9 protein-coding genes and 1 tRNA gene are annotated in these 13,714 nt (G+C 61.3%); 5 read left to right on the forward strand and 5 right to left on the reverse strand.

What is annotated here, in order from left to right; translation table 11 throughout:
• Positions 1 to 107: 107 nt before the first annotated feature.
• Positions 108 to 2,393: a TonB-dependent receptor gene (locus GCM43_RS00965; RefSeq protein WP_152241643.1), complete on the forward strand. Its 2,286-nt coding sequence runs from the start codon at positions 108 to 110 to the stop codon at positions 2,391 to 2,393.
• On the opposite strand, the gene GCM43_RS00970 is transcribed toward GCM43_RS00965, so the two are convergent.
• Genes GCM43_RS00970 through GCM43_RS00980 form a run of 3 tightly spaced genes read right to left on the reverse strand, consistent with a single transcriptional unit; the run spans position 2,377 to position 5,991 of the window.
• Complete coding sequence (locus tag GCM43_RS00970) at positions 2,377 to 4,311, reverse strand: sensor domain-containing diguanylate cyclase (RefSeq protein WP_152241644.1); 1,935 nt, start codon at positions 4,309 to 4,311, stop codon at positions 2,377 to 2,379. The genes GCM43_RS00965 and GCM43_RS00970 overlap by 17 nt on opposite strands.
• Positions 4,311 to 4,742 carry a phosphate ABC transporter substrate-binding protein gene (locus tag GCM43_RS00975; RefSeq protein WP_152241645.1) on the reverse strand — a complete coding sequence of 144 codons (432 nt, stop codon included), beginning with the start codon at positions 4,740 to 4,742 and terminating at the stop codon, positions 4,311 to 4,313. The genes GCM43_RS00970 and GCM43_RS00975 overlap by 1 nt, the downstream gene beginning before the upstream one ends.
• Positions 4,743 to 4,752: 10 nt before the next feature.
• The gene (locus tag GCM43_RS00980) at positions 4,753 to 5,991 is read right to left on the reverse strand and encodes a porin (RefSeq protein ID WP_226929258.1); all 1,239 of its coding nucleotides are present in this window, start codon (positions 5,989 to 5,991) and stop codon (positions 4,753 to 4,755) included.
• Between the two features lie 267 nt (positions 5,992 to 6,258).
• On the opposite strand from GCM43_RS00980, the gene GCM43_RS00985 reads away from it, so the two are divergent.
• Positions 6,259 to 6,345 (forward strand) — tRNA-Leu (locus tag GCM43_RS00985).
• Between the two features lie 312 nt (positions 6,346 to 6,657).
• Here the strand turns inward: GCM43_RS00985 and pcp are convergent.
• Entirely contained in the window at positions 6,658 to 7,311 is a 654-nt protein-coding gene (pcp, locus tag GCM43_RS00990; protein WP_152242007.1) for a pyroglutamyl-peptidase I, read from the reverse strand.
• A 174-nt stretch (positions 7,312 to 7,485) separates the two neighbouring features.
• Positions 7,486 to 8,967: an aminotransferase-like domain-containing protein gene (locus tag GCM43_RS00995; protein WP_152241646.1), complete on the reverse strand. Its 1,482-nt coding sequence runs from the start codon at positions 8,965 to 8,967 to the stop codon at positions 7,486 to 7,488.
• Between the two features lie 159 nt (positions 8,968 to 9,126).
• On the opposite strand from GCM43_RS00995, the gene GCM43_RS01000 reads away from it, so the two are divergent.
• The 3 genes from GCM43_RS01000 to trxA all read left to right on the forward strand — a co-directional run bounded on the left by GCM43_RS01000 (position 9,127) and on the right by trxA (position 13,713).
• Positions 9,127 to 11,508, forward strand: coding sequence for a TonB-dependent siderophore receptor (locus GCM43_RS01000; protein WP_152241647.1), 2,382 nt, complete (start codon positions 9,127 to 9,129; stop codon positions 11,506 to 11,508).
• Positions 11,509 to 11,526: 18 nt separating this feature from the next.
• Positions 11,527 to 13,263 (forward strand): ABC transporter ATP-binding protein/permease, encoded by a 1,737-nt coding sequence (locus tag GCM43_RS01005; protein WP_152241648.1) that lies wholly within the window; start codon positions 11,527 to 11,529, stop codon positions 13,261 to 13,263.
• Positions 13,264 to 13,383: 120 nt separating this feature from the next.
• Entirely contained in the window at positions 13,384 to 13,713 is a 330-nt protein-coding gene (gene trxA / locus GCM43_RS01010; RefSeq protein WP_152241649.1) for a thioredoxin, read from the forward strand.
• Position 13,714: the final 1 nt, after the last annotated feature.

Below are 13,714 nucleotides of genomic sequence, written 5' to 3' on the forward strand. Positions count from 1 at the left end.
TGAATATTTCACTGCTGGAAATGGCTAAATAGCAAATCTCCCCTGCCTGGCGCCCAGCCGCTGTGCCACCCAGGTTCGCCACTTTATCCAACCCGAGGAGCAGTTTCATGACAACACAGAACGCAGGCCGGATACGCCATACCGTGATCGCCCTGGCCGTCGTCGCCGCCTTCCCGCTGCAGTCGATGGCGCAAACCACCGCGCCAGCCCCTGATGTTGTCAGCGACACCGCGGCCGCCCCGGCCAGCGCCAACCAGCTTGAAACCGTGATCGTCACGGCGCAGCGCCGTGCAGAAAACATCAAGGACGTGCCGATGTCGATCGCCACGCTGAAAGGCGAGAAACTCGATGTGCTCACTGCCGGTGGCGCCGATATCCGCTTCCTCAACAGCCGCTCGCCGAGCGTATCGGTCGAGTCCGATTATGGGCGCACCTTTCCGCGCTTCTATATTCGCGGTCTGGGCAATACCGACTTCGACCTCAATGCTTCGCAGCCGGTCGGCCTGGTGATGGATGACGTGGTGATGGAAAACCCGATGCTCAAGGGCTTTCCCGTGTTCGACGTTGACCAGGTGGAAGTGCTGCGCGGCCCGCAGGGCACGCTGTTTGGCCGCAATTCGCCGGCGGGCGTGATCAAGTTCGATTCGGCCAAGCCCGTCTTCAAGACCGAAGGCTACCTGAGCGGCGGCTTTGGCAAGGATGGCGTGAAGAACCTGGAAGGCGCGTTCAACGTACCAGTCAGCGACACGGTGGCACTGCGCTTTTCCGGCCAGACCCAGCGCCGCGACGACCGCGTGCACAATCCGCTCCCGAGCGGCACGCGCGACTTTGAAGGCTACGAGGACAGCGCCGCCCGCCTGCAAGTACTGGTCAAGCCGACGCGCGACTTCAGCGCCCTGTTCAACGTCCACGCGCGCAACCTCGACGGCACGGCAACGCTGTTTCGCGCCAATATCCTGAAACAGGGCACCAACGACCTGGTCGACAATTTTGACTACGACAACTACCCCACCGACGGCATCAACCGCCAGCATCTGAAAACCAAGGGCGGCAGCATGCGCCTGAAATGGGATTTGCCGGACGTCACTTTGCACTCGATCACCGGCTACGAAAAACTCGATTTCTTCAGCCGCGCCGACGTCGACGGCGGCTACGGCGCCGTGTACGCGCCTCCGATGGGCCCCGGCTTTATTCCGTTCGTGGTGGAAACGGCCGACGTTATCCCGAACCACAAGCAGATCTCGCAGGAGTTTCGCGCCGAGTCGTCTGCCCGCGGCCCACTGCAATGGATCGCCGGCCTGTTTTACTTCAAGGAAGACATCCAGATCGACAGTATTGCCTTTGACAGCCTGTCGTCAGGCAACCCGCAAAGCCCGAACTATTCCACGCAAAATCAAAGCGCGAAGTCCTACGCCGCCTTCGGCTCGCTCAACTACACGGTGTCGGACGCGCTCAAGCTGCGTGCCGGCCTGCGCTACACGCGCGACGAAAAGGACTTTTCGGCCAAGCGTGTGGAAGCGACTACTGCCGGCCCTTTTTACCTCAACGACACTTCGCACAACGTCAGCTGGGACCTCAGCGGCACCTATGTGCTGACGCCGTCAACCAACGCCTACGCCCGCATTGCCACCGGCTACCGTGCGCCGTCGATGCAGGGTCGCCTGAACGGCCTGTCCGACCGCCCTTCGTTTGCCGGCGCGGAAAAAGCGCTGTCGGTCGAAGCCGGCATCAAGCAGGACCTGTTCGACAAGCGCGCACGCCTGAGCCTGGCCGTATTTGAATACCGCGTGAAGGACAAGCAGCTCACTGCCGGCAGCGGCGCCATCAACATGAACCAGCTGATCAACGCCGACAAGGCCACCGGCCGTGGCGCGGAGCTCGACTTCCAGGCCAACCTCAGCGACTCGCTCAGCATGACCCTGGGCGGCAGCTACAACCACACCGAAATCGAAGACAAGCGCCTGTTCGTGCAAACCTGCGGCAACGCCCTGAACAACCCGGCCAGCGGCTGCACCGTGACCGACCCGCTCGGCCCCTTCCGCGGCACCGCCTACATCGACGGCAACCCGCTGCCGCGCGCCCCCGAATGGCAAGGCAACTTCACGCTCAAGTACAGCATTCCGGTCGCCAGCGGCGAGTTCTACGCCTATACCGACTGGGCCTACCGCACCAGCTACAATTTCTTCCTGTATGAGGCCAAGGAATACAAGGCCAAGGAGCTGCTCGAAGGCGGCCTGCGCGTGGGCTACAAATGGGATAACTACGAGCTGTCTGCCTACGGACGCAATATCACCAACCAGATCCAGTCGCTGGGCGCGATCGACTTTGACAACCTGACTGGCATCGTCAACGAACCGCGCACTTACGGCGTGCAGTTCAAGGCGACGTTCTGAACGACTGAGGCGCTGGCCGGTCCGGCCGGGACTCGCCAGTGCCGCTCAGGTCCTCTTCAAAAAACTGGACATTGTTCTTGCCCGCCGATTTGGCACGGTACATGGCAGCGTCGGCGTGGACCAGCAGCTTGTCGGCGCTGTCGCTTTCCTGCGCATACATGGCCACGCCAATGCTGCAGCTGATCCGCACTTCCTGGCCTGCCAGCAGCAGTGGCTGCGTGACGGCAGCCAGGATTTGTTCCAGCAGCGCGCGGGCGGCGGCCAACTCGTTGCTGCTCCATGGCAGGATCAGCACGAACTCGTCGCCGCCGAGCCGCCCCACCGTATCGTGCTGGCGCACGCAGTCGCGCATGCGCGCGGCCGTGATCTTGAGCAAGTCGTCACCGGCCTGGTGGCCGAGGCCATCGTTGACCTGCTTGAAGCCGTCCAAGTCGATAAAGCATACCAGCGGCGCGCTGCCGCCTTCACGCGCCTGCTCTACCGCCGTTTCCAGGCGCTGCATGGTCAGGCTGCGGTTGGGCAAGCCCGTCAGCCCGTCGTACATGGCCAGGGTCAGGATGCGCGCTTCGGCCTGCTTGCGGTCGCTGATGTCGCGAACAATCGCCACCACACCGTCTTCCACGCCAACCAACTGCAGATGCAGCCACCGTGCAGGCGCCTCGGCGCGATCGTTCTCCCATTCTTCCTCGTAGACGGAGCGCTCGTCGGCCACGCGCCTGAGCTTGTCGAACAGGCCGTTTTCACGGCTGCGCGGCAGCAGCTCCAGCACGCTCGCGCCCTGCATTTCCAGCTTGCTCCTGCCCGTCATCGTGACGGCCCGGCTGTTGGCAGTGGTCACGCGGAAATCGATCACTATGCCATGCTTGTCACGCAGGCTGTGCAGCATGAAAAAGGCGTCGAGACTGGCCTCGGCGGCGGCGGCGTAGGTCGCCTGGGCGCGCCGCATCAGGCGCTGCGCCTTGGCGCGCTGCCACAGCCAGATCCATGCCAGGCTGGCAAACAGCAGCAGCACAGCGCTGGCCGCTGCGGCGAGCACCATATTGGTTCGCCGGTGCTGCATGAATTCCGCCATCTGCTCGTTGCGCGCAAGGCCCACCACCACGCTCAGGCGCCCGCCCAGGGACGGCTGAATCAGCATTTCCCGCGTGACGCCATCCCAGGCCGGCTGCGCGCGCAGGCGGGCCAGCGACGGTGCGGCACTGATCAGACTGTCACGAGCACCGACGCGCAAGGCCCGCGCCTGTCCATCAGCGCCATAAATGGCCAGCAAGCCATGTTCGCCCTGGCGCGTGCGCTCGTAACCACTGGTGAAATAGGCGGGGTCTACCTGCACCATCACGATGCCGTCGAAATGACCGGCGGCATCCTGCAGCCGCCGCGTAAAATTGAGCACCGCCGCGCCACCGGGGCGGTCGGGCAGTGGCACGCTGACGTTGGTGATATCGCCGGGGCGCGCCGCATGGCGCTGGAAATAATCCTGGGCTGCAATCGAACGCGGTGGCGTAGCGGGACTGCTGGCAATCACACGTCCGCTACGGTCGGCGATCACCACCGTAAAAATCATGGCGGGTGGCAGAAGATCCTGGCGTTTCAGTTCGGGCAGCGCGCCGTCGGCGCCCTTGAGGCTGACGGCGTACGCCACCACTTTCAGGGTCTGGTCGATGTCGCCGATATTGCGCGCCACCTGGGCCTCGTAGGTATCCATCAGTTCGCGCACCGAGTCGCGCATCGCGCTCTGGGCGCCTGCCTGCTCGGCGCCGATAATGCGCAAGGTGCTGCCCCATATCGCGACGAGCAGCAGCAGCACGAACAGCGGCAGCGAAAAATGGGTGTCGGTGCTGAGGCGCAGCAATTTGCCGATGCGGCTGGTGGGCGCACGTGGCGCGGCCGGATCCGGCGTCGGGTACTGGAAAGGCATCAGCGCACCACCAGCACAGGCTTGACACTGGCATCGAGCGCAGCGCGGTCGATATAGCCGATCAAACCGGGATTGTCGGCCACCAGCCTGCGGACGCTGACGCTGTCAGGCTCTTCCCTCGGTGGCTGGCCGCGCCCGGTGAAAATCATCTTGGTCCAGTATGCTTTCAGCAGCGCCGGCGACTTGGCCGCCACTTTCAGGTAAAACACATCACGCTGCGGCGCACCGATCGGCTGGTCGACGGCGGCCGCCAGAGCGCCATCGGGAAAACGCGCGCTCTGGCCCAGAAAGATGTCTGCGACCTGGTCGGCGCGCAAGACTTCAGTCGCATTGCGCGCCGAAACGATGACGACCATCTCGGCGCCCAGCGCTCCGCTCGCCTGGAAGCAGGCCAGCGTCAGCAACAAACTTGACAGCGTTTTTCTCAGCATGGCGGCCATCCTAGAACACAAAGTCGAGCGCGATGCTCACGACGTGCACGGGATGACCGGAACGAAAACCCGGCTGCACATTGATCAAGGTGCCGGAAGAGCCGCCCGTGGGACGCAGGCGGTCGTACTGCAGTTTCAGCGCACGGTCCGGCTGGAAATCCCAGCGCACACCGGTGCTGATACTGTGCTGCGCAGCAATTGTTTGCAGCAGCCGGTTCAATTGCCCGTCGAGATAGCTGGCGCCCGGCGCGCCGCTGGCGAGACCAGCGTCCTGCAAAGGGATATTGGCTTTCACCCTGGCAAAGGTGGCGTACGGGGTCCAGGCGCCAAAGCGATAGCCGCCGCCAACATACATGCTCGTCTTGTCGCCAAGGAACGAGCGCGCGTTCATGCGGCTGCCTTCGGCCTGCACAAACCAGTCACCGGTATCGTAGCTGACGCCGACGTTGGCAATTGCCACGCGCTTGTGATCGGCATCATAGCGATCAGCAATCTGCGCGCCCTGCGGCCCATACTGCCGGAAAGCGTCGAACAGGGGGCGCGCCAGATCGACCGTCAGTTCCGCCGTCAGCACACTGGCGCGTACCGTAAAGCCGCCATAGGTGGTGGTATTGGACAGGCCGACCAGCTGGCGCCCCCTGGCCCGCTTGCCAGTGTCATCGGTCTTGACACTGGTGCGGCCATACAGCACCTGGGTCAGGTTGTTGGCCGCGCCTGCCTGCCAGCGGTAGCTGGCGTCGATACCGTCGCTATTGGCAACCGGCAGCGAGCCGTACACCTCGGCTGGCGGACGCACCCATTCCAGCGCGTAGCCGGCCTTGCGGTAATCGCCGGCGAGGTAAATCGGCAGGACAATCCGGCCCAGCCGAAGGCTCAGCTCTGGTGTCGCCTGATATTTGACATTGGCCCACTCCACCACCGGCCGCCAGGAGTCCTGCAAGTTACGCTCGGCGACCATCTGCAGTACCGCCGACCACTGCGGCGTGACGTCGACCGCAAGCTGCGCGCCGAGGCGGCTGTCGACCGACGGACTCCAGCGATCCGTCTTGCCGGCGCCACCAGGGTTGATCACATTGGCGCTGAAATCGGCCTGGCGCTCGCTCGAATGCACGAGCCCGGCCGTACCAAAACCGCCAAAAGTCCAGGCTGGCAATGGCGCCTCCTGTGCGTTGGCACCGTCCACGGCAAACGCCAGGCTTGCACCGAGGCACAAGTGTAACAAGGACGGCGATTTCTTCATGGTGGGCATGACATTGATTCCTGGCTGACGATGAGATAAACATTTCCCAATCGATATGACAGGAAAAAGCCAGCGTCGAAGGGGCCTGCAAGCGGCATGACGATGGCCACGAACCAGCATGGAGTTCGTATGCGCAGTGTATCACGATAGTTCCGAGATGAAACTTTACATGCCGAACGTGCAATGAAATATACCGTCGACCGTGACCGATTGAGACAGCCTCTGCCATGACTCATGGTGTAAGAGGCACTATTTGTGCTAGAATCTCGCCGCGCTGCCCGGATGGTGAAACTGGTAGACACTGGAGACTTAAAATCTCCCGCCTGTAAGGGCGTGCCGGTTCGATTCCGGCTCCGGGCACCAGCGCACATGCGAACCACAGAGATAGTACACACTATCATTTCGCATTTTTCTAGTTCCGCAAAACAAGCTCAGTTCCGCAAAATTCTCTGCCGTAATTTTTTACCGCATTTTTAAATGCCGCGTAAAGCAGCCTCGTATTGCAATGCAATACTCCGATGTCGACAATCGACAGTCTCCTGTAATGCAGCTGCTGTGTTCGATTCTCTTTTTGCGCATGCTGACTGGCAGGGATGGCTAACGCTGAGTTGTGTATAAGGACATGGGTCAGGGTACGTCTCGAATCAGCCGTCCACGGTTACGCACAATGTCAAGTCAGTGCGTCGTTCCGCCCGCTTCCTTGCGATCCTCGCTGGTGGAAAGCGCAACCTGGATAGCGCATTGCAGGCCCATGACAACTGTGTCGAGCGCCATACTCGGTGCGCCAGGGCGGTTCGCGGCTTGCGCTGGCAGATATGGGATGTGAATAAAACCTGCGCCAATGCGCGAGTTGGGCATTTGGGTCGCCAGAAAATGCATCAAACCGTAAAAAACATGGTTGCAAACAAACGTACCGGCCGATTGCGAAACCGAGGCAGGAATTCCGAGTTCTCTGAGCGCACAGACGATGGACTTGAGAGGAAGAGTGGCGAAGTATGCAGCAGGTCCATCCTCGGCGATCACCTGGTCAATAGGCTGTTGGCCTGCGTTGTCCTTGATCGGCGCGTCATCGACATTGATCGCGACGCGTTCAATCGTTATATCCGGTCGCCCCCCTGCCTGTCCGACAACAACAACCAGCGCCGGAGAAAGCTCTTTAACGAAATCGCTCAGTATCTGCCGTGCGCTCCCGAACGCACACGGCAGTTGGCGAGATTCCACCCGAAACGTCGCGTCAGCGTACCCTTGCAACATCGCCACTGCCTCCCATGCGGGATTAAGCGACTCGCCATTAAAAGGGGCAAAACCAGCAAGCAAAACTGTTTTAATCATGAATTTAATTTCAGTACGCCGGTTGAGGAGGATGTTCGTTTGTGCCGATTGATCTGACCGGAGAGGCCAGGGGATGAGAAGTCTGTCTGCAAAACGTGCTCGCAAAGGGCAGAACATCAAAAATTTACAGACAAATTTGCTTTCATCTACGGCCGCCGCGCATCGCCGGCGTCAGCCGGCGCTGGTGCGCGCCTTGAGCAGGCGCGACAGATCGGCGATCAAAGGGCTGCCCAAGGTGCGGCTGATATTGAAGCGCATCCGCGATACATGCAAGGCGTCGCTTGAAAACAGCGGACCTGGCGCAGTCAGATGTCCGCTTTTGAGCAGTTCGTCGGCCAGCGCCAGCGATTTCATCTTGTCGGGCAGCGTGACCCACAGATACATCCCTTCGGAAGGCTGGTGATCGATGCTGCAACCGATGTCGGTGAGCTGCTGGATCACCGGCTGGCGGCATTCGTCGAGCCGGCTACGCAGCTGCGCGCAGTGATGGCGGTAGCCTCCGTGCGAAAGCAGTTGGTACAGTACGCGCTCGTTGATGGCCGAACCCGATATTTCGCAGACCGTGCGATAGACGAGCAGCCAGTCCATAATCTGCTGGCTGGCGCAGATATAGCCCAGGCGCAGGCCGGGAGCAACCGTTTTGGAGAAGCTGCCGATATAGACGACGCGCTCGAGCTGATCCAGGCTGGCAAGCCGGGTAACGGGAGCAGTTTTGCCGACAGGCATGAGGTCGCTGTAGGTATCGTCTTCCACGATCGTCAGGTTGAATTCATCGGCCAGTCGCAGTATCTGATACGCCTTGTGCGGCGAGATATGGCTCGACGTCGGATTATGCAAAACGGAACTGCAAAAGAAGAAACGCGGACGGTGCGCAATGCAGTGTTCGCGCAGTTTTTCCAGGTTGGGCCCATCTTCGTCGCGCGGTACATTGAGCAGATTGAGCCCGACTGCCATCAGGCGGTCGCGCAGCATGAACGAACACGGTTCTTCCAGCAGCACCGGCTCTCCCGCCGTGCGCAAATTGGCCATGATCACCAGATGCAGCGCCTGGGTGGCGCCGGCGGTTACCATGATGCGCGATACGGGAGCTTCGACCTGCACTTCGCGCAGTTTGGCCTGCAATTGCTGGCGCAACGGCAGGTAGCCGAGCGGACTGCCAAAACCGGACAGGTTGCGGGCACTGGCACGCGCCACGGCACGCATGGCTTTACCCAGCCCGGTTTCATCGAGCCAGTCGGCCGGCAGCAAGCCCAGGCCCGTGGTGCTCTTCAAATCTGCCGCCGGTTGCACCAGGCGAAAGCGCCACCAGTCTGGCAGCAGCTGATGCTTGCCGTTGTCGGTGCCGGACCAGGACTGGCGCTGCTTCTGCCTGAGGTAAAACCCCGAGCCCGGGCGCGACTCGATGTGTCCGTGCGCCACCAGCTTGTCGTAGGCACGCGCCACGGTGTCGCGGCTGACCTCGCACTCATCAGCCAGCTGGCGCACCGAATGCAAACGCTGCCCCGGCGCCAGCCGGCCGGCCTGGATTTCCAGCACCACCCGGTCAAACAGCCGGTCCACCAGCGAGACACGGCCCTCGCCCTCTTCCCTTTGCTGGCGCACGGTGTTGTCAAATGCAACAGTTGGTCGATGGCTGGGACGTCCACGCGGCATGTCTTGGCTCCTGGGCGAGAGGGAAGTGAATTGTGTACTGAAATTTTCTTCAGTACGAAATGGAAAATATGGCTGTGAGGCGTACTGTTATGACACTGGCATGACAAAAAGCATTTAATTATATTACGGTTTCAACTTCCAAAAACAAGGGCGTCCATCATGTATCGCAACGATTCACGTTACACCCCGCGCAGGTCGATTATTCAGAACGCGCTGGCCGGCATCCTTACCTTCGGTGTGATATCACCCATGGCGATGGCCCAGCAGGCGGGGGCATCGGGAGCGCCGGTTTCCGTGCACTATTACGACCTGAAACCGGGCTCGCTGGTACAGACGCTGGAGGCGATCGAGGCCATCAGTGGACGCCACATCTCCTTTGACCGCGCAGCGTTGCAAGATGGGCGCGCCAACAAGGTGCTTGGCAATTTCAGTGCCGGCACAGCCATCAGCCAGGCGCTGGCCGGCACCAACTACCTGCTGAACGAAGACCACGTCGGCTCCCTGGTGGTCACGCCGGCGCCGGTGGTCACGGTGGTGGCAAAGCGTGACCAGGCAGAGAGCGAATTCAAAGCCGACCGTTCCGATACGGCCACGCGCGGCGGCACCAGCCTGCACCTGGTGCCGGGCGCCGTCACACTGCTCACCGGCAAGGTGCTCGAATCGCAGCAGGCAACCAACCTGGTCGAGGCGCTGCGCAATGTCAGCGGCATGGCGTTCAGCCAGACGCCGCAGCGCATGACCACTTTCAACATCCGCGGCTTCAATGCATCGAGCAATACCAATGGCGTGCCTGACAGCAGCGCCACCTCGCGCAGCGTGTTCTCGGTCGAGCGCGTTGAAGTACTCAAGGGCCCGCAGGCGATCCTGGCTGGCGGCGGTGCGCTGGGCGGCGCCGTCAATATCGTGGTCAAGAAACCCCAAGCCGACGACATCCGAGACCTGTACCTGCAGTACGGCACACATAATGACAAGACGGCAGCGGTCGATCTGTCCGGCGCGATCAGCGACGACAAGCGCCTGAGCTACCGCACCATCGTCAGCTTGCAGGATGCCACAGGCAGCGACAGTGGTACCGACGGCAAGAACAGCAAGGGCCTGACACAGTCTTTCCGCTGGAAAGACGCCAGCACCGACTTTATCGTCAGCGCAGACTACACCAAAGACCTCAACCCGGTGCTGCCCTACACCTTCGCGCTGCGCAACGGCAAGATCATGCCAAAACCGGATCGCCTGCTCGCCAACCGCCATGACGGCTTCGACGTGACCGTGCGCCGCTACAACTACCAGCTTGAACAGGCGCTTGCAAAAAATGTGACTTTGGTCAGCCGGCTGCAAAAAACGACGCAAGACTTCGACCTGCATGTACCGTCTGCCAATGGCTTTACTTATGCGCGCGGCGCCGCGCCAGATTCACCGCAGCCCGACATCTCGTTCAGTGCTTCACGCACGATGAGCCAGGACCAGACACTGAGCGGCGACCATTACCTGCGTTTCAATTTTGCGACCGGAGAAGTGCGCCACAAGCTCTCGACCGGCTTCAGCCATTCGAACTATGGACTCGATTCTTACCAGACTACCGAAACCTACGTCAATGTACCGGTCTACTCTTCCACGCCGTACACCTTCGATGATTTGCGCGACCGCTCCACGACGCCGAGCAACCAGAGCTATAACGGGCAGCGCCAGCGCGCCGTGTATGTGCAGGAAATGCTTTCCTATGACAAGTGGAATGTGCTGCTGAACTTGCGCCGCAACCGCTACGTCGTTGCCGAAAGCCAGGCGACCTATTTCGGCAAGCCGGACGTGCACGTATCGACGCCATCGACCACGCTTTACCACACCATCCCCGGTGCGGGCATCGTCTACCAGCTCAACGACAACACCGCGCTGTACGCCAGCTATGCCGAGGGTTATATTCCTTTTACCGACCGCTCGTGCACCCTGGGTACCGTGCCGCCCAATATCACCCGCAACCGTGAACTGGGCGCCAAGTTCGATCTGCTCGACAGCCGCTTTACCCTGACCACCAGCTTGTTTTCGCTGCAGCAGTCGAACACGCGTGTCTATGACCGCATCAACAACTGCTACAACACCCGCGATGCCCAGCGCAGCCGTGGTGCGGAAATCGACGCCCAGGGCCGCCTGATGGCCGGCCTGGATCTGATCTTCAACTACACCTACAGCCAGGTGGCCGATCCCGTCGTGGCGACCACGGTATTTACCGGCATCGAGAAACACAAAATGAGCCTGTGGACGGTCTACAAGGCCCAGTCAGCGAACTGGAAAGGCTGGGGAGTCGGAGCGGGCATCACGGCCAACAGCGGCAGCCTGGGCAACATCAATCCGACCTATCAGTTCAATGTGCCGGGCGGTGCCAGGCTCGACGCCAGCGTGTACTACTCGATGCCGCGCTGGGACCTGACGTTCGGCGTGAAGAATATACTTGACCGTACCCTGTATGACACGACCGTCAGCAACAGCTACGTGCCGCTGTTGCCGGGACGCTCCTACGTCCTCACAGCCAAGTACAGCTTCAAATAGGCATACCCGGACCAGACGATGACGCATACGACGCTGCAAGACCCGCTACGCCCGCGCCTGTCGGCGCTGGTATTTTCCTACTGGCGCCAGCTGAGGGACTGGAAAGTCTATCTGATGGTGGCGGTCATCCTGTTCAACATGTTCGGCGCCGTCAGGCTGCATATCTGGGCCAACAAGCTGACCGGGGAGGTAACTGACTCGCTGCTGACGATGAAGTGGGACATCATCTGGCCGGTGCTGGTGGCCAGCGTCGTGGCCGGGCTGTCGATCGGTGCGCTGTCGGTAATCAACGTGGCGGTCCAGGAATTTCTGGACCTGCGCTGGCGCACCTGGCTGACCGAAAAACTGCAGCGCGAATGGCTGGAAGCGAACGTGTTTTACGACATGGAACGCGAGGGCACGCTCAGCAATGCCGACCAGCGCATCTCCGAAGACGTCAGGCTGTTTACCAACGATACGCTCAACCTGACGTTCAACCTGCTCAACGTGACGGTCAACCTGGTGACCTACACAGCCCTGCTGTGGAGCCTGTCGGGCGTGGTCACGTTTACGCTCGCCGGTAGCACCTGGAACCTGCACGGCATGATGGTCTACGTGGCCTACGCCTACAACATCGGCAGCCTGCTGCTGATGCACTGGGTGGGCAAGCGACTGGTGGGCCTGAACATGGAGCGCCAGACCGTGGAAGCGGACTATCGCTACGGCGCCATGCAGGTGCGCGAGAACGCCGAGCAGATTGCCTTCTACTGCGGCGCGCCCACCGAAGATGGCCGCCTGACCCGGCTGTTCAGGAAGGTGCGCGAAAACACCGTTTCGCTCATTATCCGGCGCGCCAAGGTGATGCTGACGTCGACCGGCTATTCCCACTTCTTTACCGGCCTGCCGGTGCTCGCTGCACTGCCACTTTACCTGACCGGGCAGATCACCATGGGCGGCGTGACGCGCATTACCGGCGCCTACGCCATGCTCAGCGGTTCGCTGAACTTTTTCAGCCAGGCCTACCAGTCGTTTGCGAACTGGATCGCGATTGCCAATCGACTGCGCGACTTGCAGTGGAATATCAACAAGGCACGCGTGCGACAGAGCGGCTTTCGCCTGGCCGACAGCAGCGATACGGCCCTGACGACCAGCCTGCTCGAGCTGCGCGATCCGCTGGGCAGCCCGCTCACCCAGGTCCAGCCGCTGCGCATCAGTCAGGGCGAGCGCTGGATCGTGCGCGGTCCGTCCGGCGTCGGCAAGAGCACCCTGCTGCGCGTGCTGGCAGGCTTGTGGCCGCATGGCAACGGCGAGGTGCTGCGTCCGCACGGTGTGCACATGATGTTCGTGCCGCAGCGCAGCTATCTGCCTACCGGGCCTTTCAAGGAGGCGCTGTGCTATCCCTACCCTGCCGAGGCGTATGACGACGAAGCCTGCCGCCGCGTGCTTGCCGCCTGCCACCTCGACCAGCGCATTACCAGCCTGCATGCGCATGACAACTGGCGCCAGCAGCTGTCCGGCGGGGAGCAGCAGCGCGTCGCGTTTGCGCGCGTATTGCTGCAGGCGCCCGACTTCGTGTTCCTCGACGAGGCCACCAGCGCCCTCGATCCGGCGCTCGAGCATCAGATGTACACCGAACTGCTGCGCGCACTGCCCAATGCTGCAATCGTCAGCGTTGCGCACCGCGCCGAACTGGTTCGCTTCCACGACCACGAGCTGCAGGTGGCTGCCGCCACCCCACCGACAGCCCGCCTTGACCAACCTGATTTACCGGCTTGATATCTGTACTGATAAAACAGGCCATTCAGCCTGACAGATGTCTGCAATTCAGTCCGGTCACGCGCACCCGCTGTGCTGGTACGCTGGCCGCATCAAACTTTTTAATGATAGGAATACCGAATGAGCTCTAACATCGTCAACGCCACCGACGCCACTTTCGACGTCGATGTGAAACAGCACAAGGGAGTGGTACTGGTCGACTTCTGGGCTGAATGGTGCGGCCCGTGCAAGGCACTGGCGCCTATCCTGGCCGACATCGCCGACGACTATCCGGAAGTGCGCGTGGTCAAGATCAACGCCGATGAAAACCGGAAGGCCATGGAAGAGATGGCCGTGCGCGGCCTGCCGACTCTGCTGCTGTTCGCCGACGGCGAGGAGCGTGCCCGCCTGCTCGGCGCGCAATCGAAGACCCGCCTGGCGGCCCTGCTCGACGACCAGCTGGAGGCATGAA

Origin of the sequence: Janthinobacterium aquaticum (assembly GCF_009208565.1) — a bacterium.
Taxonomy (GTDB): Bacteria; Pseudomonadota; Gammaproteobacteria; order Burkholderiales; family Burkholderiaceae_D; genus Janthinobacterium.

Bases quoted from the DNA above. Each gene is read 5' to 3' on its own strand.
- GCM43_RS00970 (WP_152241644.1), bottom strand. From the start codon at position 4,311: ATGCCTTTCCAGTACCCGACGCCGGATCCGGCCGCGCCACGTGCGCCC.
- GCM43_RS00980 (WP_226929258.1), bottom strand. From the start codon at position 5,991: ATGCCCACCATGAAGAAATCGCCGTCCTTGTTACACTTGTGCCTCGGT.
- trxA (WP_152241649.1), top strand. From the start codon at position 13,384: ATGAGCTCTAACATCGTCAACGCCACCGACGCCACTTTCGACGTCGAT.
- GCM43_RS01005 (WP_152241648.1), top strand. From the start codon at position 11,527: ATGACGCATACGACGCTGCAAGACCCGCTACGCCCGCGCCTGTCGGCG.
- GCM43_RS00995 (WP_152241646.1), bottom strand. From the start codon at position 8,967: ATGCCGCGTGGACGTCCCAGCCATCGACCAACTGTTGCATTTGACAAC.
- GCM43_RS01000 (WP_152241647.1), top strand. From the start codon at position 9,127: ATGTATCGCAACGATTCACGTTACACCCCGCGCAGGTCGATTATTCAG.
- GCM43_RS00965 (WP_152241643.1), top strand. From the start codon at position 108: ATGACAACACAGAACGCAGGCCGGATACGCCATACCGTGATCGCCCTG.
- GCM43_RS00975 (WP_152241645.1), bottom strand. From the start codon at position 4,742: ATGCTGAGAAAAACGCTGTCAAGTTTGTTGCTGACGCTGGCCTGCTTC.